We start from the raw sequence: 26,691 nt of genomic DNA, 5'->3' as shown, positions 1-26,691 counted from the left end.
ATCGTGACCACTCAAGACCCGCAGGACGAACAGGGCTTCGGCGTGACCGGCGCTACCGGACCATACGGCGCCGCAGCCACCCCCGCCGACGACAAAGGCAACGTCAACGCAGATCCTGAATTGCGTCAGGACGAAGACGACGATCCCGCCTCCTCCGCCAACCCGGATCCCCTGGACGGAAATGTCACAGGACTTGAACCCGGCGGCGGAGTGCCCCCTGGGGAGACCCCGCCGGCCGAGGGCAGCATGAGCAGCGACCAGGGACACGAGGAGTAGGACTCCGCCCTACGGCAGCCTCAGGATCTCCCCGAGGTCATAGTCGGCCGGTTCCTCCAACTGCGAGTACGTGCAGCTCTCCGGCGTCCGGTCCGGGCGCCACCGCCGGAACTGCGTGGTGTGGCGGAACCGGTCGCCTTCCATGTAGTCGTAGGCGACTTCGATCACCAACTCCGGGCGCAGCGGAACAAAGGAGAAATCCTTGCCGCCGCTCCACCGGCTTTGGGCGCCGGGCATTCTGGAACCCGCCACCCCTTCGCCCTGGCTGGCCCACTCGCCCCACGGGTGCTCGCTGAGGTCAACCTGGTAGGGCTCGAGCTCGGCCACCAGGGCTTCCCTCCGGGCCATGGGGAAGGAAGCAACAACCCCTACGTGCTGGAGTTTTCCGGCGTCGTTATAAAGACCCAACAGCATGGACCCCACAACTGTCGCGGTCTTGTGCCAGCGGAAGCCAGCCACCACGCAGTCTGCGGTGCGCTCGTGCTTGGTCTTGAACATCAGCCGCTTGTTGGGTTGATAGGTTCCGTCCAACGGTTTGGACAGCACACCGTCCAGGCCCGCACCCTCCAACTGCACGAACCATTCCTGGGCGCGCTCAAGGTCAGTCACCGCCGGGGTTACGTAGACGGGGGGCTCAGCCTTGGCGAGCGCACGTTCCAGGAGGGCGCGGCGCTCGGAGAACGGGCGGCCCATCAGGTCCTCGTCACCAAGGGCAAGGATGTCGAACGCGATCATGGACGCCGGGGTCTTCTCCGCGAGCATCTTGACCCGGCTGTCCGCCGGGTGGATCCGCTGCTGCAGCACCTCAAACTCCAGGCGGTTACCCTCGATCAGGACAATCTCGCCGTCGATCACGCATTTTTCCGGGAGGTTCTTCCGCAGGGCTTCCACCAACTCGGGAAAGTAGCGGGTCATGGGCTTCTCGTTGCGGCTGCCCAGGATGACCTCGTCCCCGTCCTTGAAGACGATGGTCCTGAAGCCGTCCCACTTGGGCTCATAGTGCCCAACATCGGGGATGGCCGGGACGGATTTGGCGAGCATGGGCGAGACGGGCGGCATCACAGGCAGGTCCATAGTCAATGTCTACCTGCCGGTGCACGCCGAAGCTAGTCTTAGGCGAGGGATATCTTGGCCGTGTTGGCCGCAGTACTCGGAGCTCCAGGCGCCAGAGCCGGCCCCGAAGCCTAAGCGATGAGACTCCCTCAAGCGGGGAGGCCGACCGCCCGTTACATTAATGTGACTTTACTTTCCGGCTCATGTACCGTCGTAGGGCGACCCGTATCTCCGCTGGGCCGCTACCGGATTGACGCCGAGCTCTGCCGCAATCCTGTATCCGCCAGACCCGCGGCAGAGGCGGGGGACCCAAAAGTTCCCGGGCTTGTTTCCAAGTCCTTGGGGTGAAGCCGCCACGGCGGCCGGACGGCCTCGTCCGAACCCGACAGCTAACCTCGAAGGCGTTGAGAGGCAACCACCATGTCCCCAACCATGGATCAGCCGCGCCGCACCCAGACTGAACGCGAGCGCACCAAGCCAACCGGACGCCGTCGGGCCCAACCCAGCGGATCCCCCATTGCCGCCCCGGCAGACCCTGCCCGCGCGCCTGAAACAAGCACGACGCCGGCCCCGGCCACTGCGGCCATCCCCACTGTTGCGGCACCCACCACGCGGGCGGCCGTTCGCGCGGCCGAGCGGGAGCGTGCGGCACGAGCCGTGATCGAGCCCGCCACGGTCGACGCAGAAGCACATGACCCGGCAACCGATGAGCCGGCAACCGCCGCCATTCCGAGGGTAGAGGCTGCGCAGGCTGCAGCTCCTGCGTCCACCACACCCGGTCCGCCGACCGCCGCCATTCCGATCGTGCCCCCGGCGGCTCAGGCGCCTGTCTCCCCCGAACCGGCCACCGCCGCCATTCCGGTGGTGGCCGAGCCTGCCCGCGCTGAGTCCCCCCGAGGCAAGTCCGCGGCGCAGGTTGCCGCAGCCGCAACGGCATCCGCATCATTGGCCAGTCGCAAGGACGCCCGGACCCGGACCGTCCCACCGACCACCGCCAAGTCAGGCTTTGGAGGATCGTCGTTCGCCCGGGAACCCCACACCGTCCTGCGGAAGGCTGCGTCCGTCAAGCACATGAGCCAACGCATGGCAGTGGTGGCAGGCGCGCTCGGCCTCGTCCTGACGGCCGGAACCCTGGGGCAGGCCCTCGAGTTGCCGTTCTTCGGCCAGGAAACCCCCGCGCATGAGGCCAGCGGAAGCAACGCCGGGCGGAACTCAGGCGCCGCATCACCCGCGCCGTCCGCCTCCTACTCGACAGCCTCGTCGCCGTCCGCGTCCTCCGCTGCGACGTCGGAAGCCGGCCAACCGGCCACGGTTCCGGAAGCACCCGCAGCAGTATCGCCGTCGTCGGTCCCCACCCCTAGGATTTCGTTGGCAGACCCCGTGTGGGTCCCATCCGCGGTGCCGGCAACCATCGCTGCGGCGCCGGGGACCACCAGCCCGGTCCCCGCCCAGCCGGTGCCCGCGCCGAGTGAGGTGCCGTCGGACACCATCACCACTCCGCCGGCCCCAACCCCAACAACGACGCCCACACCGACGCCGACGGCCACCCCCACCCCGGCTCCCACTCCCACGCCTACGCAGACGCCAACGCAGACTGCCAAGCCGCGACCCACGGGCAAGCCCGCAGCGTCCACGACGCCGCAGCCCAACCAATCGGCGCTTGACGAGATTCTCGACGCCGCAAAGGACGCCCTCAAATGAGCACCCGATTGCCGCGTATCACCACGCATGCGGGCTGGCACGGCCGGTACTGCAGCAGCAGCCGAACGGCCATGTTCCGCCGCCGGTTGGGCCGGTGGAGCTGCCAGCGCTTGAAGCGGTCCTAGGGCACCACGCTAACTAGCGCAACACATTAAAAGGAGGCAGGCACCGTGGGTGCCTGCCTCCTTTTGCACACAAGTTCAGATCCGCGGCCGGCCGGCCCAGCGCCGCGCCTTCAGGGCAGCATGCAGTTCAAGCCGGATCGCGCCACTCAACGGATCAGCACCGATGAGTTGGCGGATCCGGCCGAGGCGGTTGTAGATGCTGCTCCTGTGGAGATGAAGTTTGGCGGCGACGTCCTGAACTGAGCCGTCATTGTCGTAAAGGAGCTCCAGGACGGGCAGGAGTTCGCCGTTCTTGTCCTGGTCCTCCAAGGTACGGAAGTGGACGGAACCGGTGTCATCCCAGCCGCCGGGTGCCAGTAAGCGGTCGAAGAGCTGGTAGACCCCCACGGACCTGCTGTCCACGAGTTCTCCGAGGGGCTGGTCGACGGCCGCAGCTTGCGCCGCAACCTTGGATTGCCGGTACGCGCCTGCAAGCTGCCGGATCACCTGGAATGGTTCGCTGATCCCCAGGATCACCCGGTCCACCTTGCGCCCCGCGCGTTTGGCGAGTTCCAGCTGATAGTGGACCAGCACCTGGGCGTGGTCCGCCCGGCCACCCGATTCGCGGAACAGGACCACCGAATGCGTCTCCGTTCCTGCGCTGAAGAGGGCAGCATTGACGCCGATCGTGGACTGCAGCGCTGCGGAACGGTGCGTCAGGGTCGCCGCAATGGGATCGACGTCGGACCTGGCACCTTCAGGGTCCAGGATGGTCACCAGTTGCCACGGACCGCGCCCCTGGATTTCCTTCCACCCGGCGACCGCTGCCACAGCGTTCGATTCGCCTCCGCAGGCTGAGAGGAACTCCTGCTCCCGCCGCCGCCGGAACTCCGACTCCGCGGTGTTGGAATCAAGGAGCAACCCGGCCAACAGGTCCAGCTCGTCACGGACGCCGGGCAGCTCGGCGAGTATCGCCGTCGCGCTTTGTTCTTCAAGGTCCAGCTGCACCCATAAGTAGCCCACGCGGAAACCACGCACCAGCAGCGGCACGCACACGCGGCCCAGCATGCCAAGGTCCTCATTGGCGGGAACGACGACGGGTCGCACCGCCGTGGCGATGCCGTGGGACAGCTGCCACACACTGACGTCGCTGGGCACGCGCTTGCTGAGGAGGAAGTTCACGCGCACGCGGTCGGCGTGGGATTGGTTGGAGCTGTAGGCGAGGAGGACACCGTCGAGGTCTTCCAGTGACAGGCCGCGGCCAAGCTTCAGTGCGACGCGTTCCACGATCTGTTCGACGTCCTGCTGCATCAGGAAAGCGTACCAACAGCAGGCGACACCTGACGTTCCATGGCTCGACAAATGTCGAGCAGCACTACGCGGAATCCCTGATTTTCCGGGGTTCTCCCTGCGGTGGGATCCGCAACCTATGTCGCCTGCCTCACAGCCGGATTTATTCTGGAATCACAGCCCGCAACACATTTTCGGCCGAAGAGGCCGCTAACGATGGAGCCCACAGATGATCATCGGCGTCCCCAAAGAAATCAAGAACAACGAATTCCGCGTAGCCATCACGGCCGCCGGTGTCCACGAGTTCCGCACCCACGGACACACCGTTCTGGTTGAGCGCGGCGCAGGCCTCGGCTCGGGCATCACCGACGAGGAATACTCGATCGCGGGCGCCGAAATCGTCAACGAAGCTGACGACGTGTGGGGCCGCGCGGACATGGTCATGAAGGTCAAGGAACCCATCGCGGCCGAGTACCACCGCTTCCGCAAGGGCCTGATCCTCTTCACCTACCTGCACCTCGCCGCAGAACCCGAGCTCACCGCCGAGCTCATCAACTCCGGCGTCACGGCCATCGCCTACGAAACCGTGCAGGAAGGCCGCACGCTTCCGCTGCTCGCCCCGATGTCCGAGGTCGCGGGCCGCCTGTCGGTCGTGGTCGGCGCATCCTCGCTGATGGCCCCGGCCGGCGGCAAGGGCGTCCTCCTGGGCGGCGTACCGGGCGTGCGCCCGGCCAAGGTTGTTGTGCTCGGCGCAGGCGTTGCCGGAACCAACGCCGCCGCCATGGCGCTGGGCCTCGGTGCTGATGTCACCATCATGGACATCAACATCAACCGGTTGCGCGAACTCGATGCCCTTTACCAGGGCCGCCTGAAGACCGTTGCCTCCAACGCCTACGAGATCGAGAAGTCAGTTATCGACGCAGATCTCGTGATCGGCTCCGTCCTGATCCCGGGTGCCAAGGCTCCCAAGCTGGTCACCAACGAACTCGTCTCCCGCATGAAGCCGGGATCGGTCCTGGTGGACATCGCCGTGGACCAGGGCGGCTGCTTCGAGGACACGCACCCCACCACCCACCAGGAACCGACGTACAAGGTCCACAACTCGATCTTCTACTGCGTTGCCAACATGCCTGGCGCCGTTCCGAACACCTCCACGTACGCACTGACCAACGTCACCCTGCGCTACGCCGTGGCACTGGCCAACCTGGGCGTCAAGGCCGCTTTCGATCGCGACCCCGCCCTGGCTGCCGGCCTCAACATCGCCGCCGGCCACGTGGCACACCACTCCGTTTCCGAGGCTCACAACCTGCCCCTCGTGAACGACTGGCACAGCCTGGTTTCCGCCTAGGAAACAACGCCCGACGGCGGGGTGCAGCTTCCACGCGAAGCTGCACCCCGCCGTCGGGGTTTAACCCGCGCCGAAGTGACACTTAATGCCAGTGTTTCCGTCAAACATTGGCATTAACTGTCACTTCGCGGGGATGCCGGGGACCGGGACGTTTGGGACGGGGAGGTCGCTCGGGCGGAGCTTTGTCGGGTCTGCCTTCGAGGGGTCGATCCCGGGCGGTGCCACGGGAATCACGGGCGGCGTGGGAATCGAACCGTTGCCGGGTTCGGGGCGTGACGGGGTTTTCGGTGCCTGGGACGGTGCGACGCCGCCGGGCTCCGGCCGCGGCCCAGGTGCTGGGCTGCCTGTGTGATTCGGGGCAGCAGGCACGGGCTCGTTCTGACGAGGGGCCGCGGGCATGTCCCCGCCAGTCGGCGCGGGAGCTGGGCCAGCGGGCCCGTCCGGCTGCGGGACGTTTCCGGAACCGGGCGTAAGCTGCGAGACAACTGAGCCGATGGCTGCACCCAGGTGCTGGAAAGCCCCGGGAATGCCGCCCTCAGAGGCGGCCGCAGCAGTAGCGCCCCCGGCCAGTGACACCACCACTGCGAGGCCGGCAATGGCCGTGCGGCGCTTTGTCCGCCGCCGGACGGCCAGTTCGTCGGCAGGGCGGTCACCCCCAGGGACGTGGTCATCAGCGGGAACCCGGGATGCCGGGCCAACCGTGGTGAGTACCGCCGTCGGAGCGCCGGACGACGCAGCCGGGCCGTCCGCCGTCGTGATCTGCTGGGTGACTGCGGCCGGGCCGCTGACCATGAGCGCACGGACTGCGTCGGACGGCAAGGGTGTGGTGCCGGCCAGTGCGCGGAGTTCGAGCAGCTCCGTGCGGAGATCGTCGTCGCCGTCCAGTCCGGAGTCTGCCAGCAGGCGGTCGACTGCTTGCTCGTGGTGGCGTCCGCGGGGCGGAAAGTGTTCGCTCATGATGTGCCGTTCGTTCGTTGTGCACGTTTCTTCAGTGCGCCCAAGGCCCTGCGCTGCAGCTGCTTCACGGCGCCTTGCGATTTACCCATGATGGCCGCGGTTTCTTCCAGTGAAAGGTCGGCGACGACGCGTAAGGCCAGGACCTCCCGGTAGTCGTCGGCGAGGTCGTCCAAAAGTCCCGTGACGCCCAAACCGGAAGCGCGGCCGAAAGCCTGGTCCTCCGCCGACGGCGCCCGGCGCGGGTCCAGGTCCACGTCGAAAGCGGCTGTGTCCGGGGTCCGCTCCCGTTTGCGGTAGTGATCCACCATCCGGGCGTGGGCGATGGTGAACAGCAACGTTTTGGCGCCGTGCAATCCGCCTCGAAGGGTGTCCAGTTTGGGATACAACGCCAGGAAAACGTCCTGGGTGACGGCTTCCGGATCGTCCACACCGCGGGCCCGGAGGTAGCCGAAGACCGGCCCGGCGAAGCTGTTGTAGGCAGCCGTGAAGAGCAGCGCGGGATCGTCGGAATCCGCCTGCACATATTCGTCAGCTAAAGGGTCAAGCACCCGTGGATGCCTCCATCCAGAGCAGAGCAGTACCGTCCCTACGGGGTTGTGGAACGCTGCTGCTGCCGTCCATTACGTGGCGGGGCTCCCTGCCATCTGCCAAGGAGCCCCGCCGTTAAACCGTAGCCGCTGCTGGTTTAGCGGACAGAATCGAGGGCTGCGCCGGGTGCCGAAGGAACCTCCGTGGGAACCTGCGACGGGAGGGCCGGGGCTGCAGGCGTCGCGGGGACTGCCGGCGCCGCCGGGACTGCGGGCGTAGCCGGGACTGCCGGCGCCGCCGGGACTGCGGGCGTAGCCGGGACTGCGGGCGTGGCCGGGCGCTCGGACGTTACGGAAGCACCGGCGTCGATATCTGCCTTCGCCGAACCGTCCGCCGTCAGTCCGGCAGCCTTGCCGGCGGCAACCACAGCGTCGCAGTGCGCCTCCACCTTGGCTTCGCCACCGGCCTCGACAACCAGGGATTCAAAGCCCGGGACCTTGGTGCCAGACGACAGTCCACCCTTCAGGAAGGCGGTGCAGAGGCCGAAAGCCTCGGGAGACGTCGCGTCCACCGCGGACTTGGCGTCAGACACAGCCGCGGAAGCCTTGGCCTGGCCTGCTCCGGCGGCTTCGGCGGCCTTTGCCTTCGCGGCCCCAAGGGCGGCAGTCGCCTGGCTCTTGGCATCAGCCGCTTTCGCCCCGGCTGCTTCGCCGGCCTGTTCGGCCACGGGAGCGGGAGCACCAACGAGCTGATGGGCGCTTTGCTGGATTTCGGTGGGCAGTGCGCCATTGAAGGCAGCGATGCCGGTTCCGCCGGCCGCTACGGCTCCGGCGGCCAGGACGCCTGTGGCGACTTTGCTGGTGGCAAGGACAGTGAACAAGGACATGAAACCCTCCGACAAACTATTTTGGGATTGCCCCGGCAGCTGTTGGGCCGCTGCCGGATGATCAGAGTGCGGACGTGGCCCGCACACCCCCTACATCGTTCGCGGCCGCGGCGAGGTTACGCAGGTGGTCGAATTTTTCCGAAAGGACTTATCCACCCCGATAGTTCTCCCCATGGCAGCGCTCCTCCGGGGCAACTATGCTCGGGAGACACCTGGTGCCACGACTGGTCCCCAGGTGTACGTCGCTACGTTCAGGGGATGCGTGATGGGACTGGGTACTTAATGGGACAGGGATTGGTAGGCGCCGACGTCGGAGATCTCCGGCGGCTTTCGGCAGTGATGGACTCCGAAGCGGAGAAGATCACCACACTTCAACAGCAACTCAATGTGCTGATTCAGAATGGCAACTACTGGCGGGGAAACGACGCCGACCAGTTTCGAAGCACTTGGCACAGCCATCTTTATGGACGGCTTGGCGCAGCGGCGGTTTGCCTCAGGGACAACGCGCGGGCCCTTAAGCGCAATGCGGACCAGCAGGAACAGGCTTCCCTGGGCGGTCCGGGACGTGGTCTTGGTGACGGAAAGGGCAGGAGCCCCTCAGGGCCGTTGGAGTTCACGTTTGATCCCACCACCTACGGTCCTGTCACCGTCGAAGGGAGCGGCTCGTTTGACAGTGATGCAACGGGTGAAACGCACGGCTCGATGGGACCGGACGGGATCGCCGTAGGGGGCTCCGGCGAAGCTTCGTCCGGAGGCGGAATGACATGGAAAGCAGAGACGGAGTACGGGCCCGTCAAGACAACTATCACCAACGAGACGTTCGTCGGAGCCCGCGCCAATGGCGAGTTCGAAGCCAGCGTGCCCTTCGGACTGGGACTTCCCAACGCCCACGCCAACGGTGAAGCGTTCGCCGGCGCGGAGAATGTGACCACCACACGATCCGACTTCTTTGACGGCTGGGTCAGCAACACCTCCACCACGCGTTTCATGACCGGAGTTGAGGCTAGCGCACACGCTGAAGCGAGCAGCCCCTTCCTCTTTTCGGCCGGTGGTGAGGGCTTTGCCGGTCAGAAGGTCACTGTGGATGACAAGACCGAGTTCGCTGGCGGGTTGTTCGCTTTGGGCCAGGGTGGAGAATTGCGCGCCGGAGCCTGGGCCAGCGCCGGTGAAGGCGAGGTCAGCGTCAAGGGCCGCGATGTCACAGGCACCGCCTTCAGCGCAGGAGCGGGAGCGGAGCTGACAGGGAGCCGGTATGTCGAAGTCCTTGGCCAGACAGTCACACTGAACGCAACAGTGGCCGCCGGTGCGGGTGAAGGACACTTCTTTACGGCTTCGATGGACGAAGACGGACTCACCCTGGGCGCAGGCGCCAAGCTCACCGCGGAACTGGGACTGGGCGCAGGCGGACAAATCACCCTCAGCCCGAAGGGGTTCGTGGATTCGGTCACCGGATTCGTCGACTTCCTCAACAACTAACGTCCGCCACCACCCTCCACCGCCGGAAAGGCTCCCATGTCGCAGCAGGTATTCCCGTCCACGGCTTTCCCCGCCTACCCCGCCATCAAACTCAATCCGCCGGCCGGCTGGACACCACAGGTGGTCCCGGATGCTGTGGGAGCACTGATGGCCCCGGCCGCGGAAGGCCGTTACACAGCAAATGTGGTGATCTCCGTGTCCCGCCGTTTGCCTGGCTACCAGCTGCGGGACATCGCCGCATCCGTGGACTCATTCCTGGACTCCCTGCCGGACGCCGTCCTGCTGGGCACAGAACCCGTGGTCATCAACGGCCGCGAATGGCATGTGCGAGAAGCCCGCTACACTCACCCGCAGGCAGGTTCCCTGGCACAATTCACGGCTGTCACCGTGGTCCAGCAGGACGCCGCCTCGGACGTGGTCCAGCTGACAGGAAGTTGCCAGCCGCTTGAGGGAAGCGACGACCTCAAAGCCATCTACTCGGTGGTCGCGAGTGCCGACGTTACCCCCGGGACCGCGCCTGCTCAATCAGCATAAGGACCGCCACCGAGTCCGCCGGATCCACCGGCAACGGAAGCGCGGAGCCGGTGCCGCCGTCGTCGATCTTTTCCGCGAGGAGGCGGTAGAACTCCTGGTAGGCGCCGCGTTCCGTGGGGATGGTGGTGCGCTGCCCGTTCAGCTCCAGCGTGCCATGGTTCCCGGCAGGCTCGACGCCGTACTCGGCGTCCGTGGGCAGCCCGCCACCTGACAGGTGGGGTTCCTGCGGGTCGGCACCGAACTTCACGAAACCACCCTCCGTTCCAAGGATGCGGAAGCGCGGGCCGGGAAGGTGGCTGTTGAGGTTGATGGTCACGTGGCTGACCACACCGGAGTGGTGCCTGAGTGCCAGGAAGACATCATCATCGGCTGATTCCTGGGGACGGCGGGCCTGGATTTCCGCGTAGGTGACGGTGGCTGGGCCGAAGAACTGCAGGCACAGGTCCAGGACATGGGTGCCGAGGTCAAAGAGGACACCGCCGCCGTCGTCCGCCGTGGCACTGGCCTTCCACGCCTTGGCGATCTCCGGCGCCCAGCGCTCCATGCCCACCTCAAACCTGGTCACCGTACCCAGCGTCCCGGCGTCGAGCATCTTCCGCACGGTCAGTGAGTCGGCATCCCAACGCCGGTTTTGGTACACGGTGAGGACGCGGCCCAGCTGTGCCGCGAGACGGATCAGTTCCTCGCCTTGGGCGCTGTGAACCACGAACGGTTTATCAACGACGACGTCGAGCCCGGCTTCCAGCGCCGCTTTGGTCAGCGGGTAATGGGTTGCGGGCGGTGTGCCGAGGACGATGAGATCCAATTCGCCAGCGAGGGCAAGGATGTCCTCGGGGGTGTTGACGATCTTTGCCTGCGGGTATCGCTCTTTGGCCTTGGCTTGGCGTGCTGCGTCTGAGGTTGCGATGACAGCGAGTTCAAAGGCTGGGTTGGAGGCGATGAAAGGCGCGTGGAACACGCTGCCCGAAAGCCCAAAACCTGCGACTGCGGTACGGATCGGCTGGGAAGTCATGAACCTAGGCTACCGACGGCGAAGGCCGGGAGCCTCCCGAACCGATCAACAGGTTCAGAGAGATTCCCGGCCTTCAGGAACTGACAGCGGGGAGGCTACTTCTTGGCGCCCTTTTCCCAGCCGAGGGTGGTCCAATCCGGAACGTTGGACAGGCTCTGGAACAGGGACGGGCCGTAGTTGGCCAGGCCCGTGCGCACGAACTGGATCTCCGGGCCGTTCATCACGACGCCCATGGAGAAGTACTTCTCCATGTGCTTCTTTTCGACCTCCATGGCCGCCTTGTTGCGCTCTGCGTTATCGGCGATCGAAGACAGACGCTTGATTTCCGCATCGAGTTCCGCGTCACCGAGTCCGTTTTCGTTGGTCTCGGAGTCGTAGTACTGCTTCACGGCATCGGTCGCATCCGGCCCCACGGTGTAGCCGGAGATGGTCACATCGAACTCCCGGGAACCAACAACCTTGCCGAAGTCGGCGTCGCCGCGCTGATCGATCGAAACATCCATGCCGGCAGCCTGCAACTGCTTCTGCAGGGTCTGCGAGGTCGCAGCTGCGGTGGGGTCGTCACCGAAGTTGGTGATCTTGAACGAGACGGGCACGCCGTCCTTCGCCATGATGCCCTTGTCGTTGGCCGTGTAGCCAGCGTCCGTCAGGACCTTCTTGGCAGCCTCGGCGCCGGTGTCCTTCACGGGGTAGTTGTCCTGGTAGTACTCGGAGAACGGCATGAGCATCATGGAGCCCGAGCTCTCCTCGGACCAGTTCAGGCCGTTGAAGCGGACATCGCGGATGGCCTTGCGGTCGACGGCGGTGAAGATCGCCTTACGTACGGCAACGTCGGTCAGTGCCGGGCGCTTGGCGTTCAGGTTCAAGCCGCCGGCGAACAGGCGCTGACCACGCCGGATTTCGGAGTTGTTGGTGCCTTCGAGCTGCTTGTAGCGGCCAAGCGTACGGCCGTTGGCTGCGTCGATTTCACCGTTCTTGAAGGCTGCGATGGTCGCGCTGGGCTCCATCTGACGCCAGATGACCTTGTCGAGGACCGGCTTCTGGCCCCACCATTTCTCGTTGGGAACCATGGTGACGGTCTTGGCCGTCGTGTCGTAGTTTTCCACCTTGAACGGTCCGGCCATCCACTCGGGGTGCATGTTGCCTGTGAAGCCGGTGTTGAAGGTTTCAGCGGAGTTGTTGGCGGGGTGGATCAACCCGAAGAAGAGTGAATCCAGCGGGTAGACGGGCTGGGTTGTGGTGACGATGACTTCTTTGTCATTGGCGCCGGCCTTGACGGAGTCAACAAAGGCGTAGTTGCCAGCAGTGACAATGTCGATGGCTTTGTCTTCACCCTTCAGCATGTTCCAGGTGTTTTCGAAGGTCTTCACATCAATGGGAGTGCCGTCGTTCCATGTGGCCTTCTCGTTGACCTTGATGGTGATGGTCTGCTTGCCATCCTTGACTTCGCTCTTGACCTCTTCGCAGAAGTCCTTGTTGGGCTCGGCCTTGCCGCTGAAGTCCAACTTCCAGCAGCCTCCGATGCCACCGCTGCTGATGGCGGCCGGGTTGACCGGCGTCAGAAGGGCGGAAGTATCTGCGCTGTTGCCCACATTGGAGAAGCCGTTGAAGTCCGGACCAATGCTGCCAACAGCCAGGGTGACCGTTCCGCCCTGCTCCAGATCCTTTGCTTCCTTGGCATTGACGCTGATCAGCTTGCTGATGTCGCCGCCACTTTCTTCTGCCTTCTGGGAGGCCGGACCCGACGGCGTTCCCCCGCCGCAAGCGGTCAGCATGAGCGTTGCTGCTAGCGCTACGCCGCCGATCGTCGTGTACTTCTTCATGGTTTGCCCTTCATGTTTACGACTGAAATATCTTTGCGAGTTGAGACCAGGGATGTATTCAAATGCGTCATGTGTTGTCAGGCATGCACCACCAGCATGTCGGCATCTATCTCTCCGTCCGGGAAGAAGCAGGCGAAGTCCTGCGCGCTTTCCTTCTCGGAAGCCAGTGGCGGCTCCAGAGTAAGACACTTCTCCTGCTTTGCGGCAGGGAGGGCGGCGAACACAGGACAACGGGTGGCGAAATTGCATCCCTTGGGTGCATCAAGCGGGCTGGGGAGGTCCCCCTGCAGGATGATGCGTTCGCGGGTGCGTTCCAGGTTGGGGTCCGGCACCGGGATGGCGGACAACAGGGCCCGCGTGTAGGGGTGGCGCGGGTTGTCGAAGACATCGTCCACGTCGCCGGTCTCCACGATCTTGCCCAGATACATCACGGCCACACGGTCCGAGATGTGTCGGACCACCGAGAGGTCGTGGGCCACCATCAGGTAGCTCAAACCCAATTCGGCCCGCAGCTTGTCCAGCAGGTTGATCACGCCGGCCTGGACGGACACGTCCAGTGCAGAAACGGGCTCATCCAGTACTACGAGCTTCGGATTGACGGCGAGCGCCCGGGCTATGCCGATGCGTTGCCGCTGGCCGCCGGAGAACTGGTTGGGGAAGCGGTTGACGTGGTCAGGTTGCAGGCCCACCAGCTTCATGAGTTCCATGATGCGTTTCCTGATGGCAGCCTTGGGCATTCCCAGGTTCTCGAGCGGCTCGGCCAGGACTTCGTACACCGTGAAGCGCGGGTCCAGGGCACCCGTGGGGTCCTGGAAGACCATCTGCATTTCCTTGCGCATGGCCATCTTGGTCTTGTGGTCGGTGGCTACCTTGTTGCTGACGCCGCCGATGACCACCTCGCCCACCTGGTCCGGGTGGAACTCCATGATTTCCAACAGCGTGGTGGTCTTGCCGCAGCCGGACTCCCCCACGATCGAGACGCACTCGCCCTCGCGGATATCGAAGCTCAGCCCGTCCACGGCCTTGACCGTGCCGATACGGCGCTTGATCAGGGCACCCTTGAGCAGCGGGAAGTGCTTCTTCACGTCCTTGAGTTCCAGGACCTTTTCGCGCTCGACGCGGGCGACGCCGTCGAACTTTGATACGGGCTTGGGCGGCGCGTGGTAAATCTTGTGCGCGTCGGCGTCGTTGGACAGCTCGTTCGACTTGATGCAGGCGGCCTTGTGTCCCAGCGTCTGGCCCTCAACACCGGGCACGGGGAACAGCTCCGGCTCGCCGTGCAGGCAGGCGTCGCTGACCAGGGGGCAACGGGCCGCGAAGGAGCACCCTGTCACCGGCAGCGCAAGGTTGGGCGGCGTCCCTTCAATGGGAACCAGCGACTGCCTGGTGGCAGTATCAACGCGGGGCACAGCGCCCAGCAGGCCCAAGGTGTAGGGCATCCGCGGGTTGTAGTAGATGTCCTCCACGGTGCCGGTCTCCACCGGTTTGCCCGCGTACATGACCATGATGTCGTCGGCCATGCCCGCGACGACGCCGAGGTCGTGCGTGATCATGACAACGGCGGCGCCGGTCTCCTCCTGAGCGGTGTGCAGGACTTCCAGCACCTGCGCCTGGATGGTGACGTCGAGCGCCGTCGTGGGTTCGTCGGCGATGAGTACCCGCGGATCGTTGGCGATCGCAATGGCGATCATGACGCGCTGGCGCATGCCTCCGGAAAATTCGTGCGGGAAGGCCTTCAGCCGGTCCTTCGGGCTCGGGATGCCCACCATCCGCAAAAGGTCGACGGCGCGGGCTTCTTTAGCCTGCTTGCTCATGGTCGGGTTGTGGACTGTCAGCGCCTCGATGATCTGGTTGCCCACCGTGTAGACGGGGGTCAGTGAGGACAGCGGGTCCTGGAACACCATGGCGATGTCATTGCCGCGGTGCTTGCACATGGCTTTGTCGCTGAGGCCCAGGAGTTCCTTGCCTTTGTACCGGACGGAGCCTGTGATGTCAGCGGTTTCGGGCAGGAGACCCATGATGGCCATGGACGTGACGGACTTGCCGGAGCCGGACTCGCCCACAATGCCCAGTGTCTTCCCGGGCAGGAGGTCGAAGTCGACGCCACGGACCGCATGGACCACGCCGTTCTCGGAGTTGAAGCGGACGTTCAGGTCGCGGACGCTGAGGACGGCATCGCCGGGTGCGTAGAGTCCAGCATCCCGGAGACGCTCAGCGGGAGTGATATTGGTGCTCATTTGCCAGCCTTTGCGGTCTTGGTCTTGGCCCGTCCGATGGAACTGGAGCTGGGGTCGAAGGCGTCACGGAGGCCGTCGTTCATCATGGCCAGCGAGCCGGTCAGCAGGAACATGACGGTCAGCGGGACCCAGAACATCCATGGGAAGGAGGACACCTGGCCCGTTGCCTGGCCGATCAGGACACCGAGGCTGACGTCGGGGAGTTTGATGCCGATACCGATGAAGGAGAACGCAACTTCAGCCAAGATGGCGCCGGTGATGCCGCGGGTGAAGTCGAGCACCAGCAACGAACCAATGTTGGGGACCAAGTGGCGCCAGACGATGCGGCGGGACGGGACACCCATGTATTTAGCGGCCTTGACGTAATCGCGCTGCATAAGCGACATGGACAGCGAGCGCACCAGGCGGGCGGTTCCCATCCAGCTGAAGAACAGCAGCACGACGACCAGCAGGAGCCAGCTGGGAAGGTCCTTGAGGCCGCCGCTGCCGCTGGTTGCCACGGCCACCACCAGGATGGCGGGCATCATGATGAGCGCCTCCAGGATGAACAGCATGGTGGCGTCCACCTTGCCGCCGAAGAATGCCATGGTGCAGCCGTACACGGCGGAGATCAGCACGGAGACGCCGCCCACAATCAGGCCGATGAGGATGGACGTCCGGGTGCCATCGACGATGAGTGCCATGAGGTCGATGCCGGCCTGCGTTGTACCCAGCAGGTGGTCCGGTGACGGCGGCATGCCGATGTTCAACGGATCGATGGTGTCCTTGTCCCATGAGGTCAGGAACCCGCCAAAGACGGAAAAGAGGAACAACGCAAGGAAGATGAACAGACCGGCGACGGCGGTCCGGTTGCGCATGAAGCGACGGAAGATGATGCGGGACTTGCCAATGACAACGTCTTGGTCGGCTACCCGGGACTCGTCGATTTCCGCGATGGGATCGATGATGTTGGTCATTACTGGACCCTCACTCGTGGATCGACCAGCGTGGTGGCGAAGTCGGCGAGGATGGCGCCGATCGCGAAGATTACCGAGCCGTAGGCCAGCGTCGCGGTGGCAACGTTGACGTCCTGCAGGCTGATGGCCTGGATGCTCCAGAGGCCGATGCCGGGCCAGGCGAAGATGGCCTCGGCAAAGAAGCCGCCGGTGAAGATCGCCGGGATGGTGAACGCGATGCTCTGTGCCACCGGGATGAAGGAGACGCGGAGTGCGTGTTTCCTGATGGCCTGGTTGCGGGTCAATCCCTTGGCCCGGGCGGTGCGGACAAAGTCGGCATTGACGTTGTCCAGCAAGTACTGCCGCTGGGCAATCTGGTAACCGGCCCATCCGAAGATGGTCATCGCGAAGGTGGGCACAGCGTAGTGGGCCACCATGTCAACGAAAGCCGGCCAGCCAGGGTCGATTCCCGGCGTCGATATTCCCGTGACGAAGAAGATGCGTTCCCCAACGGACTCGTTGATGCTGATGGCGCCGAGTTGCACCAGGAAGTAGGCAATGGGGGCGGGGAGGATGTGGACCAGGTAGCTGTAGGACGTGATGACCCGGTCCTGGAACTTGTACTGGCGTGCGGCGGAGTAGACACCGAGGGCGACGCCGATCACCAGCGTGAGGATGATCGAGGCGATGAACAAGCGGGTGGAAACCAGGACGCGGTCCGCAAACTCGGCGTTCACGAAGGCGCCGTTGGGGCTGCGGCCCCAGTCCCAACGGGTGACGATGCCGCCCAGCCACTGAATGTACCGTTCCCAGGGGTTCAACTCCGGGTCAAGTCCGAGTCCACGGAATGATGCTGCTACCTGTTCCGGGGTTGGCCGAGGGATTTTCTCCTGCTCCAGGACCGCGGGCTTGAGCGATGAGACTGCCAGGAAGTACCCGGCGCTGGTGGTCAGGAAGATCATGATCAGGTAAATGCCCGACCGCTTCATCAGATATTTCAGCATGTCGGGTGGCTGCCCCGAATCGTGGCAAAACTCAATGCTCGTCCTTCCGCGGTTCCCGGCTGTGGCCGGCGTCAGCTACGAATTGGCGCAGCGGGTTGTTGGCTCCCCCGCGCCCCTTCAGTGATCACCAGCCCTGTATGGCATGCGTCACATTCAAGAGGAAACTACCACAATAACTGCTTCACGTTTTGCTTCCTCGCGTCCTGTTTCACGCCTGCAGCCAGATTGTTATGTGCAGACTGCGTCACGTTACCGACGCTGGCGACACTAGAGCACTTGGAGTGTCGGCAATGGGGGCGCTAACAAGGCGGACGCCAAGCCCCGCAGCTCAGGCTGAACGGAGCAGGCGGGTGATCAGTTCGCGCCACGAGTCGGTGAGGCGGGTGGGTGAAATGCCGCGGACGCGGACGTCGTCGACGATCCGTTCGGGGTCCAGTGCGTAGGTCAGGGACATCGCCATGACCCACGGATCCACGATTCCTGCCTCCCGAAGCAGGATCTCCATATGGCGATGCGAGAGCTTCGTCGCCGGGACGTCGAACCTGTTACGGGTGGCAGCACCTGCCGCCTTGAGGAGTTCACCGTTTTCCAGGACGAAGAAGATCCGGCCTTCTCCGAACGCAATCAGCCGGTCGAGGGGCGGCGCGCCGGGGCCCAGCGGCGGCGGCCCGAACATGAAACCGTGCTGGAACTCAGACTCGGAATCACTGAGCAGCGTCATCATGAGCCCCGCCCTGCTGCCAAAGCGACGGAAGACCGTGCCCTTCCCCACGTGGGCCTTGCAGGCGAGCGCATCCATGGTCAGCGCCTCGGCACCGGACTCAGCCACCAGATCGCGGGCAGCATTGAGCAACCGCTCGCGATTTCTCGCTGCGTCACTGCGCTCGTGGGGCGCACCTGGGGGCACGTCCGGCCGAATGGGGATCGAGCTCACAGAAATATTCTAGACCCCGGGAATAGAAAGCGGACCGCAGTCCGTTTAGTATCGGTGAAGGCCCCATAGGCCCAGATACCGCAGGCCGGGTTCCGCAAGGCACCTGGCCAGACTTAAGGAGACACCATGTCCAAGAGCACCGTTCTTACCCTCGTCGGCAGCCTGCGCGCCGATTCCCACAACAAGAAGCTTGCAGAAGCCATCCAGCTGAACGCACCCGAGAACGTTGATGTGCAGATCCACGGCTCGCTGGGCACCATCCCGTTCTACAACGAGGACATCGACGTCGAAGGCCAGGTTCCCGCCGAAGCAGCCGCCCTCCGCGCCGCCGCCGCCGACGCCGACACCATCCTGCTGGTCACCCCCGAGCACAACGGCACCATGCCCGCCTCCCTGAAGAACGCCATCGACTGGCTGTCCCGCCCGTTCGGCGCCGGTGCCCTGGCCGGCAAGCCGACCGCCGTCGTCGGTACCGCCTTTGGCCAGTTCGGTGGCGTGTGGGCACAGGACGAAGCCCGCAAGGCCGCGGGCATCGCCGGCGCCAAGGTTTTGGAAGACGTCAAGCTTGCCGTTCCGGGTTCCATGATCCGCTTCGCTGAACTGCACCCGAAGGACGACGCCGAGGTAGTCGAGCAGATCAAGGGCATCTTCGAGCCCCTGACGGCCGTCCAGGACGACGAAGCAGCAGCCTAGTCTTTTCGCCGTCAATGCCCCGTTCCGCTCCCTGCGGAGCGGGGCATTCGCGTTCCCGCCGGCTTGCTGGACTGCCGGCGGCTCCAGCGTGATCAACTCTTGTCCGAACCGTCACCGTAGCGGCATGTTGTGTTCCGCCGTCCCGTCCTAACGTTGGAGGTACAGGTGGACGGACAGGAGCGCGGGCTGTCATGCATGCCGGACGGGGACCAAAAAGTACGACGGCGATCGCGGCTGCCTGCCTTGTCTTCAGCCTGTGGGTGGTTGGCTGCACTGCTGTCCCCGCCGGTCCTGCAGGTACCGATGAGGGCAACGATCCTGTGCCAACGGTCTCCATGAGTTCGCCTGTTGCTTCGCGCAGTGCCGCGCCCGGGGCTTCTGTTGCTTCCGCTGCAGGAACTCCCTCGGTTGCTGTACCCGCTGCGTCGCCTCCGCCCGCCTCGGCGACTTCCGTCCCGCCGCGTGGACAGGCCTCGCCCCTTCCCAGTGCTTCTGCCTCCAGCGCGCCCGTTCCCTCCGCCGCCCCTACCCAGCAAGGTCCCGCCGTCGAGCCGTCGCCTGAACCAGGCACCAGCGCTCCGGAACCTTCCACGCCAGGCACGGCGGTTCCCGTCGATGCCTCCGGTCCGGCGGTCTACTACGTGGCAATCAACGACGGCGGCGCCCGCGGCGTGCGGTTCGGCTGCAACGACAGCCTGGTGCCGGTCCGCGGCGTGGCGGTGCCGGGCGATCCCTTGACCATCGCCCTGGGACGGTTGCTGGATGCCGGAATGCCGCTGGACAGCGACGCCGCCCTCTACGACGCACTGGCTGGTTCATCGCTGCGCTATCTGTCCGGCTACATGAGCGGAGCCACCGTAGTGGTGAACCTCAGCGGATCCCTGAGGCCCGGTGGTGTGTGCGACATTCCACGCATCCAAGCTCAACTGACACACACCATCGTGTCGGCCAGCGGGGCCTCAAGGGCCGAAATCTATGTCAACGGCAGGACGTTGACGGAGGCGCTCAGCGTCCGTTGATGCCTGGGCGCTGCACCGCTGGTCCGTGGTTGTCTGCCAACGGATGAGCGGAGCGGGGACGTGCTGCAGGAAGATGGGCCTATGACAAGTCCGGATCTTCTCGTGTGGCCATTGGCGGATGGCGGGTTCCGCCGCTCGGAGGTATCGGCGGCGGTGGGCGTTGGCGACGCTGTGTGGGAACGTGCCACGGACCAGGTGCTCCGATGGGGAGTGAAGACCGCGAGTGGATTCTCGGTCGATTCACTGGATCGGGTGTCAGTTGGCGACCGAGTGCTCGTCACCGCGCACTTTCCCGGGATACGAGTGCTGGAACCGGTGGAAGTTGTTGCCGTCGTCCAAGAGCCGGAAAGGGTGGGCTTCGCCTACCGGACGCTTCCGGGACATCCCGTCTCCGGCGAGGAGGCCTTCATTGTGCATCGCGAGGGGAACCACGTGAGCCTGACGATCCGGTCGCTGACAGGGCCGGCACAGCAGCAACCTTGGAGGGCGCTCTACCCGGTCCTGTTGGTTCTGCAGCGGCTGGTGCGGCGCAGGTACCTCCGGGCGTTGCTGTAAGAGCTGCGCGGCAACGAGGCAGCAGGTTCGGACTACGCCGTCGCAATCGCCAGGACCCTCCGCAGGGCCCACGCAACGCGCAACAGGGCAAGAACCGAGGCGAAAGCCAAGACGAAGACCACGGCCTCGGGCAGCCATAGGCCGGTGGGGCCGCCTCCTTCCAGCACCATGGTGACGAGTCCGGCGACCAGCAGTAGTCCAAGCCCGGGAATGGCGAACAGGAACACCTCACCAATCTGCCGGCGGTGGGTTGCCGAGAGTTTCTCCAAAGGAAGTTCCCGCTGGCCCGGCGCAGCCTTCTTGCCCAGCACATTGATGAGCATGGAAACACTGGTGAGCGTCAGCCCGGCCGTGGCCCCGGCCAGGGTGGCGAGCGTCTGGAAGAGGGTTCGCCGGGTGACGGCATCAATGCCCTCCAGCATCAGAGGGCGACCTGCCAACAGTGAGATTCCCAGCCAGATCAGGACCGCAAGGAGCGCCCACAGGAAGTCGGCCGTGGGATGAAGGAGGAACCACCGCCACAGCGTCCGCCGGCGCCCGGTACGTTCGATATCAACCTCGTACAAGCTCATGGCCTGCACCGCCTTGGGCTTCAGCACTCAGTGTCGCGGCGGCGAGTGCCTCCCGCGCAGCTGCGACTCCACCTGCCACGATGTCCGGCACCAGGCTCGAGTCAGCCTGCCCCTTGACCTCCGGCAGGGTACGCGCGAAGAATTCCTCGTTGTCCCTGGCCTGTTTGTTCAGGATGGCAATGGCCTCAGCCACCGACTTTTGCGGGTCATTGAACACGTCAGGATCAACCTCTATGTGCGAAATGAACCGTTCCTTCAGCAGATCCACCACTTCGCGGTCACCGGTCAGGGAATCCTTGCCCTCGGCCACCACGTAGTCGAAGTGCTCCACGGAACCGGCCCTGCGGAAGAGGTCGATAAGTTGTTGGATGCGGTCCCGGATCCGCTGCTTGTCCTCCGCCTTGCCGGAGCGGCCCACGCTCAGGGAAATCCGGAACGTCCCTTCGTTCATGAGGCGCGAGGCGCTGTCCAGGACGTCGGCCCATTCGCCTTCCATCAGCTTCCCGGACAGCCGCTCTGCCGGAAGCGCGAACTCGAATCTGCTCACTTCCAGCCGGGTGAGGATTTCCTCGATGTCCTCCCTCACCACCGGAACCAGGGTGGGTTCAAGTCCCAGCATTCCGCCGAGGTACTCCCCCATCCGGGATGCCCGGGGGCCGTTTCCGCTGGTGAGCACGGCGATGACATTCCTCTTCAGGAACGCAAAATAGGTGGTCTCCAACAGGTGGTCTCCCGGAGCCAGCGGGAGGGGTTTACGGCGGCCAAGAGCGTCCCCGACGCTCGGCAAGTTGGTATCCCGCACCCGGTCCAGCAGGAGCACGGGATGGGGTGAGGACGCCACCGCCTGTGCGAGCAGCACCGTGCCATCCACGCTGGTGAAATGCCGGTCGGTCGCGGCATCCTGGGCCTTCTTCAAGACTTCCGCAACCCGGCGCGCCGGAAATGGACGACTGAGCCCCTCGCCGTTCAGCTCTTCGATGCGCCAGAACTGCACACTGCGTCGTGCCATCCATCCTCCCCTGCCGTGGTGGCTTTTGCTTCTGACCCCAAGCTATCGGCGGGGTCGGACATTAAAGGCTGGCGCCGCCGTCGTGCGGGGCGTCAGTCCACTGGCCGTGCTGCGTTCACAGGCTGTATTTGGGACCCTCCGCGAAGAGGGCGTCCATCTCGTCATGGCTGCGGGTGCCGGCGAGCCCGGCCCAGTTTCCGTCCCCCAGAATCTCCTTCGCCACGCGCGCAACCTTGGCGTAAGCCGCCTTGGCGGTATTGCCGCCGATACTGACGCGACGTACGCCGGCGTCGTGCAGCTCCAGCGGGGACGGCGCGCCCACGCCGGCCAGGGCGTTCAGCGGCGCCGGAATGCGGCTGGACAGTTCGTGGAGGACATGAAGATCCACGACGCCGGGCACGAAGACGCCGTCGGCGCCGGCAGTGACGTAGGACTCGGCGCGGCGCAGCGTCTCGTCGTAAGCCGTGTCCGGAAAGCGGCCCGATAGGTATGTGTCTGTGCGCGCATTGATGAACAGCGGGATGCCGCGGTCGTCGGCAACGGCACGGATGAGCGCTATGCGGCGCGATTGCTCGTCGATGTCAGTGAGCGGCTCCGAGCCGGAGTCCTCAATGTTGATTCCGACGGCGCCCTCGTCCAGTACCGCGTGGACGGTCGCCCGCAGTTCCTCGTCGGTTCGCCCGTAGCCGGTTTCGATGTCCGCGGTCACGGGCAGTGTGGTGGCGCCGACCACCCGGCCCAACGCGGCCATGGCCAGCCCCCACGGGACATGGTCGCCATCCCGGAACCCCAGGCTCCATGAGACGGCCGAGCTTGAGGTCGCGATCGCCGTCGCCCCCGCTTCCTGGACAACGCGGGCGGATGCCGCGTCCCACACGTTGACCAGCACCAGCGGCACAGGCCCGGCGTGGTGGAGTTTGTGGAACTTTTCGGCCTTGGTTACAGATCCCCGGTGCGCTGTCATAGCTACATTCCAGCCTTTCCCGGTCACGACGTAAAGCGGGAAGTGCCAGACTGGAAGCGATTCGAAAACAACTGTTGCCTCATTAGCAACATCGAGGAGTATCCTGTCACTGTGACCCACGAAACATTGGATGCCGGCGCAACGTTGCCCGCTGAAGCCATCGACGCCATCGAGCGGGCCGCCACGGCCGCCCACCCGCATGAGGAGCTGTTCTCCGCGCGGGCCGCCAACATCAAGCAATCCGCCGTTCGCGATGTCTTCGACATCTCGATGCGGCCCGGCCTTGTATCACTCGCCGGGGGCAACCCCTACCTGCAGTCACTGCCCTTGGAAAAGCTCGGGCAGACTGCCGCCCGCATCATCGCCGAAGACGGGATGACCGCCCTGCAGTACGGTGGCGGCCAGGGCACCGAGGAACTCCGCCGGCAGATCTGCGACATCATGGCAGCCGAAGGAATCACTGACGCCCTCCCCGGGAATGTTGTCATCACCGCCGGCTCGCAGTCGGCCCAGGACGTTGCCACCAAGGTCTTCTGCAATCCCGGCGACGTGGTCCTGGTGGAAAACCCCACTTACGTGGGCGCTTTAAACACGTTCGAGGCATACCAGGTCCAGGTGGAACCCATCGAAATGGACGACGACGGTCTGGTACCGGAGCTTCTCGAGGCCAGGATCGCTGCTCTCCAGTCAGAGGGCAAGAACATCAAGTTCCTCTACACGATTCCCAACTTCAACAACCCGTCCGGGATCACCCTGGCCGAGGAGCGCAGGCAACGGATCGTCGATATATGCCGGGACGCGAATATTATTGTCCTTGAGGACAACCCCTACGGGCTCCTGCGGTTCGACGGCCATCCGATCGCCCCGATGCGGGCGGCCAACCCGGACGATGTCATTTACCTTGGCTCCTTCTCCAAGATCTTTGCGCCCGGCCTCCGGATCGGGTGGGCTCTGGTTCCCGCACATCTGCAGCGTCGCTTCTACCTTGCCTCCGAGGCAGTGACCCTTTGCCCGCCGCCCCTGAACCAGATGCTGGTTTCGGCGTATCTTCGCGAGTACGACTGGAAGGGCCAGATTGATACGTACCGCAAGCTGTATGCCGAGCGGTGCGAGGCCCTGCTTTCGGCGCTGGATGCCTACATGCCCGCCGGGCTTACGTGGACCAGGCCGGACGGTGGATTCTTCGTCTGGGTGACCCTGCCCGAAGGCGTGGACACGTATCCACTGCTCGCCAAGGCCATCGACGCCGGCGTGGTCTTCATTCCCGGTGCTGCCTTCTCCCCCGCCGACGGCCCCTCCAACAAGCTAAGACTGGCCTTTAGCGCGGTGCCGCCCGATACGATTGCCGAAGGCGTCCGCCGTTTGGCCCCTGTCCTGGCAGATGCCATCAAAGCCACCACTGAAGGAGCAGCACAATGACCGGAGTTGTGATTGTCGGAGTAGACGGCAGCGAGACGGCAATGAGGGCAGCCCAGGCTGCCCAGCAGCTGGCACTTGGCCTCGGAGCAAGCCTTCGCGTGGTCAGCGCCTTCGACAGCAACCGTACAGAGGTGGTTGAGATCGGCACCGACAAGTGGATTGTCTCCGACGCTGCCGAGGCGGAAACCGTAGCCCGTACCGTGGCAGAGCGACTGACCCATGAGGGCCTTGACATCACCTACTCCGCAGCGCGTGGCAAGCCCGGCGAAGCCTTGGTGAAGGAAGCCGAAATGCAGGATGCCCGCCTGATCGTGGTGGGCAACCGGCGCATGCAGGGCCTGGGCCGGGTGCTGGGCAGCGTGGCCAACACCGTTGCCCACACTGCACCCTGCGATGTCTACATCGCCAAGACAGACCAGCCGTAAAGCGAGCTGAATCACGACGCCGGGTGGGGAGTCTCACCCGGCGTTTGGCGTCTTATGGCCCCTTCCCCCGAAGTCATTGTTATAAAATCGAGATGCCCCCAATGGCGCGTGCCACCTCCAAAATCCGACTTCAGGGGAACTTCTTCTTGCTTACTTTGCAGCCGCGCCAGCGCGTGGGACACGACATCCTTCTTGCCCGCCACGGCAACAACATCAGCACCATGCGCTATGACCGCAGCAACGATCGCATCGTCGCGATGCTCGATGACGGCTCCTGGGACAGCGCCCCCAACATGATCACTCCGGGACTTGATATGCCCGAAACCTTCAGGAGCATCTTCCGCAAGGATTGGCGCTTCCTCTCCGTCGCGTGCGTTGCCATGATCACCATTGCTGCCGTTGCCATGGGCATCAGCGTGGAAATGGCCAACAACATGTCGACGACGGAACTTCAGGCGCTGCTGGTCAGTTACCCGGCGTTCTAGGCTTCAACGCTGCGCGCCCCGGTGAGGGGCGGGTCGGCAATATCCGCGTCATCGAAACCGAGGTCCGTGGGACCTCCGACGTGCCGGCGACGGAGCACGAAGATGGTTGCTCCTATGGCCAGCCATGTGACTCCCAGCAGGTACGTGAACCACGCCAGTGATGTCCACAGCCAGGCGATAGAGGCGAAGCCCAGCAGAGGCAGCAACAAGTTCCGCAGGATTCCCGTGGCACCGCGCTTCCTCAGGTCAAAGAACAGCACCTTGATGGTCGCCAGGTTCACCACGGCGAAGGCGATCAATGCCCCGAAGTTGATCATGTACACGGCCTGCTCCAACGTGATGAAGAGGGCAACCAGGGAGACACCGGACACCAGCAGGGCCGCAACGTGGGGCGTGCGGAAGCGTGGGTTGAGCGAGGCCAGCGCACCGGGCAGGATCCTGTCCCTTCCCATGGCATAGATGACCCGGCTGACACTCATTTGGGCTGCCGTGCCGCAGAGGACAAGTCCCCCCAGGTTCACGATCACGAAGACCACCATGAGGACGTCGCCCCCGGCGCGCTGCATGAGCTCCGTTCCCGCCGCGTCCAGGTTTTCGATGGATCGCCACTCCGGGGCTATGAGACTGCCGGCCACAGAAAACAGCGTGTAGCCCAAACCGGCAAAAAGTGTGGAGAGGATAATGCCGCGCGGCACATCCCTCCTGGGGGTCCGCGCTTCCTCGGACAGTGTGGAGACGCCGTCGAATCCCAGGAACGCAAAGGCGACGATGGCGGCAGCCGCCATGACCGGAGCAATTCCCCCTTGCCCAAGAGTGAGGGGCCGCGTGACGTTCTCCATGGTCAGGTCCGGGGCGTTGAGTATTGCCAGTGCCACGAAAGCGATGATGACCAAGACCGAGGCGGTCACCACGAGGAAATTCATCTTCTTGATCCACCCGACCCCAATCACGCTGAACACACCCACCACCAACAGGCAGGCCAGGACTGCAAGTTGGGGCGGTATACCGGGCAGCAGGCTGTTGAGATAGAGGCCGAAGAGCAGGAAGTTCACCATCGGCAGGAACAAGTAGTCGAGCATCATGGCCCAGCCCACCAGGAAGCCCACAGGCTTGCCGAACGCCCGGGAGGCGTAAGCGTAGGCGCCGCCGGTGACGGGAACGTGCCGTGCCATCTGACCGTAACTGTGGGCCGTGAAGAGCATGGCAATCAGGGCTGCCATGTAGGCCGCCGGCAAGTGCCCGTCGCTGATCTCGGTCCCGGCGCCGTACACCGCCACCACGGACAGAATGCCCATGGAGGTCAGGCCGAAAGCGACGAGGGACGGCAATCCGAGCACGCGCCTTAGCGTGGGTCCTGATACAGGAGCCTCGGCTCCGCTGGTTGGGGTGGTGTACATGGCGTTCTCCTCGATGCGATCCACATCACATAAATGAATGATGTTCATTAGATTA

Annotated in this window: 26 protein-coding genes and 1 riboswitch; of the genes, 11 read left to right on the top strand and 15 right to left on the bottom strand. The window is 64.4% G+C overall.

The window, feature by feature from the left end:
- The first annotated feature begins 3 nt into the window (after positions 1 to 3).
- Positions 4 to 276, top strand: a complete 273-nt coding sequence (locus QF015_RS16815) for a DUF6480 family protein (RefSeq protein WP_310207394.1) — start codon at positions 4 to 6, stop codon at positions 274 to 276.
- A gap of 9 nt (positions 277 to 285) precedes the next feature.
- Here QF015_RS16815 and QF015_RS16810 read toward each other — a convergent pair whose 3' ends face one another.
- A complete protein-coding gene (locus tag QF015_RS16810; protein ID WP_429390221.1) occupies positions 286 to 1,350 on the bottom strand; it encodes an ATP-dependent DNA ligase in 1,065 nt (354 codons plus the stop codon).
- 250 nt (positions 1,351 to 1,600) lie between these two features.
- A riboswitch (cyclic di-AMP (ydaO/yuaA leader) is annotated at positions 1,601 to 1,747 on the top strand.
- Between the two features lie 2 nt (positions 1,748 to 1,749).
- Here QF015_RS16810 and QF015_RS16805 point away from each other — a divergent pair.
- Positions 1,750 to 3,030: a hypothetical protein gene (locus tag QF015_RS16805; protein WP_429390220.1), complete on the top strand. Its 1,281-nt coding sequence runs from the start codon at positions 1,750 to 1,752 to the stop codon at positions 3,028 to 3,030.
- Positions 3,031 to 3,230: 200 nt separating this feature from the next.
- Here QF015_RS16805 and QF015_RS16800 read toward each other — a convergent pair whose 3' ends face one another.
- Positions 3,231 to 4,448 carry a PucR family transcriptional regulator gene (locus tag QF015_RS16800; RefSeq protein WP_429390287.1) on the bottom strand — a complete coding sequence of 406 codons (1,218 nt, stop codon included), beginning with the start codon at positions 4,446 to 4,448 and terminating at the stop codon, positions 3,231 to 3,233.
- A gap of 205 nt (positions 4,449 to 4,653) precedes the next feature.
- Between QF015_RS16800 and ald the strand changes: the two genes are divergently transcribed.
- Positions 4,654 to 5,772, top strand: coding sequence for an alanine dehydrogenase (gene ald / locus QF015_RS16795; protein WP_018780201.1), 1,119 nt, complete (start codon positions 4,654 to 4,656; stop codon positions 5,770 to 5,772).
- A 120-nt stretch (positions 5,773 to 5,892) separates the two neighbouring features.
- On the opposite strand, the gene QF015_RS16790 is transcribed toward ald, so the two are convergent.
- The 3 genes from QF015_RS16790 to QF015_RS16780 all read right to left on the bottom strand — a co-directional run bounded on the left by QF015_RS16790 (position 5,893) and on the right by QF015_RS16780 (position 8,143).
- Entirely contained in the window at positions 5,893 to 6,729 is an 837-nt protein-coding gene (locus tag QF015_RS16790; RefSeq protein WP_429390219.1) for a hypothetical protein, read from the bottom strand.
- A complete protein-coding gene (locus QF015_RS16785) occupies positions 6,726 to 7,277 on the bottom strand; it encodes an RNA polymerase sigma factor (protein WP_310207406.1) in 552 nt (183 codons plus the stop codon). Before QF015_RS16785 ends, QF015_RS16790 begins: the two co-directional genes overlap by 4 nt.
- 137 nt (positions 7,278 to 7,414) lie before the next feature.
- On the bottom strand, positions 7,415 to 8,143 hold the full coding sequence (locus QF015_RS16780; RefSeq protein WP_429390218.1) for a hypothetical protein: 729 nt from the start codon (positions 8,141 to 8,143) through the stop codon (positions 7,415 to 7,417).
- Between the two features lie 282 nt (positions 8,144 to 8,425).
- Here QF015_RS16780 and QF015_RS16775 point away from each other — a divergent pair, with 282 nt between their 5' ends.
- Positions 8,426 to 9,619, top strand: a complete 1,194-nt coding sequence (locus QF015_RS16775) for a WXG100 family type VII secretion target (RefSeq protein WP_310207411.1) — start codon at positions 8,426 to 8,428, stop codon at positions 9,617 to 9,619.
- A 36-nt stretch (positions 9,620 to 9,655) separates the two neighbouring features.
- The gene (locus QF015_RS16770; RefSeq protein WP_310207414.1) at positions 9,656 to 10,153 is read left to right on the top strand and encodes a hypothetical protein; all 498 of its coding nucleotides are present in this window, start codon (positions 9,656 to 9,658) and stop codon (positions 10,151 to 10,153) included.
- Here QF015_RS16770 and QF015_RS16765 read toward each other — a convergent pair.
- The 6 genes from QF015_RS16765 to QF015_RS16740 form a co-directional block, all read right to left on the bottom strand.
- On the bottom strand, positions 10,119 to 11,165 hold the full coding sequence (locus QF015_RS16765; RefSeq protein WP_429390217.1) for a Gfo/Idh/MocA family protein: 1,047 nt from the start codon (positions 11,163 to 11,165) through the stop codon (positions 10,119 to 10,121). The two genes, QF015_RS16770 and QF015_RS16765, sit on opposite strands and share 35 nt — an antisense overlap.
- A 95-nt stretch (positions 11,166 to 11,260) precedes the next feature.
- Positions 11,261 to 12,988 carry an ABC transporter family substrate-binding protein gene (locus QF015_RS16760; RefSeq protein WP_310207421.1) on the bottom strand — a complete coding sequence of 576 codons (1,728 nt, stop codon included), beginning with the start codon at positions 12,986 to 12,988 and terminating at the stop codon, positions 11,261 to 11,263.
- Positions 12,989 to 13,065: 77 nt separating this feature from the next.
- The gene (locus tag QF015_RS16755; protein ID WP_429390216.1) at positions 13,066 to 15,225 is read right to left on the bottom strand and encodes a dipeptide ABC transporter ATP-binding protein; all 2,160 of its coding nucleotides are present in this window, start codon (positions 15,223 to 15,225) and stop codon (positions 13,066 to 13,068) included.
- Entirely contained in the window at positions 15,222 to 16,181 is a 960-nt protein-coding gene (locus tag QF015_RS16750) for an ABC transporter permease (protein WP_310207427.1), read from the bottom strand. Before QF015_RS16750 ends, QF015_RS16755 begins: the two co-directional genes overlap by 4 nt.
- Positions 16,181 to 17,164 (bottom strand): ABC transporter permease, encoded by a 984-nt coding sequence (locus tag QF015_RS16745; RefSeq protein WP_310207430.1) that lies wholly within the window; start codon positions 17,162 to 17,164, stop codon positions 16,181 to 16,183. Before QF015_RS16745 ends, QF015_RS16750 begins: the two co-directional genes overlap by 1 nt.
- A gap of 328 nt (positions 17,165 to 17,492) precedes the next feature.
- Entirely contained in the window at positions 17,493 to 18,098 is a 606-nt protein-coding gene (locus tag QF015_RS16740; RefSeq protein ID WP_310207432.1) for a TetR/AcrR family transcriptional regulator, read from the bottom strand.
- 126 nt (positions 18,099 to 18,224) lie between these two features.
- On the opposite strand from QF015_RS16740, the gene QF015_RS16735 reads away from it, so the two are divergent.
- The 3 genes from QF015_RS16735 to QF015_RS16725 all read left to right on the top strand — a co-directional run bounded on the left by QF015_RS16735 (position 18,225) and on the right by QF015_RS16725 (position 20,365).
- Positions 18,225 to 18,791 carry an NAD(P)H-dependent oxidoreductase gene (locus QF015_RS16735; protein WP_310207434.1) on the top strand — a complete coding sequence of 189 codons (567 nt, stop codon included), beginning with the start codon at positions 18,225 to 18,227 and terminating at the stop codon, positions 18,789 to 18,791.
- 191 nt (positions 18,792 to 18,982) lie between these two features.
- Complete coding sequence (locus tag QF015_RS16730; RefSeq protein WP_429390215.1) at positions 18,983 to 19,810, top strand: GerMN domain-containing protein; 828 nt, start codon at positions 18,983 to 18,985, stop codon at positions 19,808 to 19,810.
- A gap of 81 nt (positions 19,811 to 19,891) precedes the next feature.
- A complete protein-coding gene (locus tag QF015_RS16725; RefSeq protein WP_310207439.1) occupies positions 19,892 to 20,365 on the top strand; it encodes a DUF1990 family protein in 474 nt (157 codons plus the stop codon).
- Between the two features lie 32 nt (positions 20,366 to 20,397).
- On the opposite strand, the gene QF015_RS16720 is transcribed toward QF015_RS16725, so the two are convergent.
- The 3 genes from QF015_RS16720 to QF015_RS16710 form a co-directional block, all read right to left on the bottom strand.
- Positions 20,398 to 20,937, bottom strand: coding sequence for a hypothetical protein (locus tag QF015_RS16720; RefSeq protein WP_429390214.1), 540 nt, complete (start codon positions 20,935 to 20,937; stop codon positions 20,398 to 20,400).
- Positions 20,918 to 21,946, bottom strand: a complete 1,029-nt coding sequence (locus QF015_RS16715) for a hypothetical protein (protein ID WP_310207445.1) — start codon at positions 21,944 to 21,946, stop codon at positions 20,918 to 20,920. Before QF015_RS16715 ends, QF015_RS16720 begins: the two co-directional genes overlap by 20 nt.
- Before the next feature lie 115 nt (positions 21,947 to 22,061).
- The gene (locus tag QF015_RS16710; RefSeq protein ID WP_310207447.1) at positions 22,062 to 22,910 is read right to left on the bottom strand and encodes an isocitrate lyase/PEP mutase family protein; all 849 of its coding nucleotides are present in this window, start codon (positions 22,908 to 22,910) and stop codon (positions 22,062 to 22,064) included.
- A 111-nt stretch (positions 22,911 to 23,021) separates the two neighbouring features.
- Here QF015_RS16710 and QF015_RS16705 point away from each other — a divergent pair, with 111 nt between their 5' ends.
- The 3 genes from QF015_RS16705 to QF015_RS16695 all read left to right on the top strand — a co-directional run bounded on the left by QF015_RS16705 (position 23,022) and on the right by QF015_RS16695 (position 25,239).
- Positions 23,022 to 24,329: a PLP-dependent aminotransferase family protein gene (locus QF015_RS16705; protein WP_310207450.1), complete on the top strand. Its 1,308-nt coding sequence runs from the start codon at positions 23,022 to 23,024 to the stop codon at positions 24,327 to 24,329.
- Positions 24,326 to 24,754, top strand: coding sequence for a universal stress protein (locus tag QF015_RS16700; RefSeq protein ID WP_310207453.1), 429 nt, complete (start codon positions 24,326 to 24,328; stop codon positions 24,752 to 24,754). Before QF015_RS16705 ends, QF015_RS16700 begins: the two co-directional genes overlap by 4 nt.
- Before the next feature lie 173 nt (positions 24,755 to 24,927).
- On the top strand, positions 24,928 to 25,239 hold the full coding sequence (locus tag QF015_RS16695; protein WP_310208576.1) for a hypothetical protein: 312 nt from the start codon (positions 24,928 to 24,930) through the stop codon (positions 25,237 to 25,239).
- Here the strand turns inward: QF015_RS16695 and QF015_RS16690 are convergent.
- Complete coding sequence (locus tag QF015_RS16690; RefSeq protein WP_429390213.1) at positions 25,236 to 26,636, bottom strand: APC family permease; 1,401 nt, start codon at positions 26,634 to 26,636, stop codon at positions 25,236 to 25,238. The genes QF015_RS16695 and QF015_RS16690 overlap by 4 nt on opposite strands.
- Positions 26,637 to 26,691: the final 55 nt, after the last annotated feature.

The organism is Paenarthrobacter sp. TE4293, assembly GCF_050435325.1.
In the GTDB taxonomy this organism is placed as follows: domain Bacteria; phylum Actinomycetota; class Actinomycetes; order Actinomycetales; family Micrococcaceae; genus Arthrobacter; species Arthrobacter nitroguajacolicus_C.
This window is presented reverse-complemented; position numbering and strand designations above follow the sequence as displayed.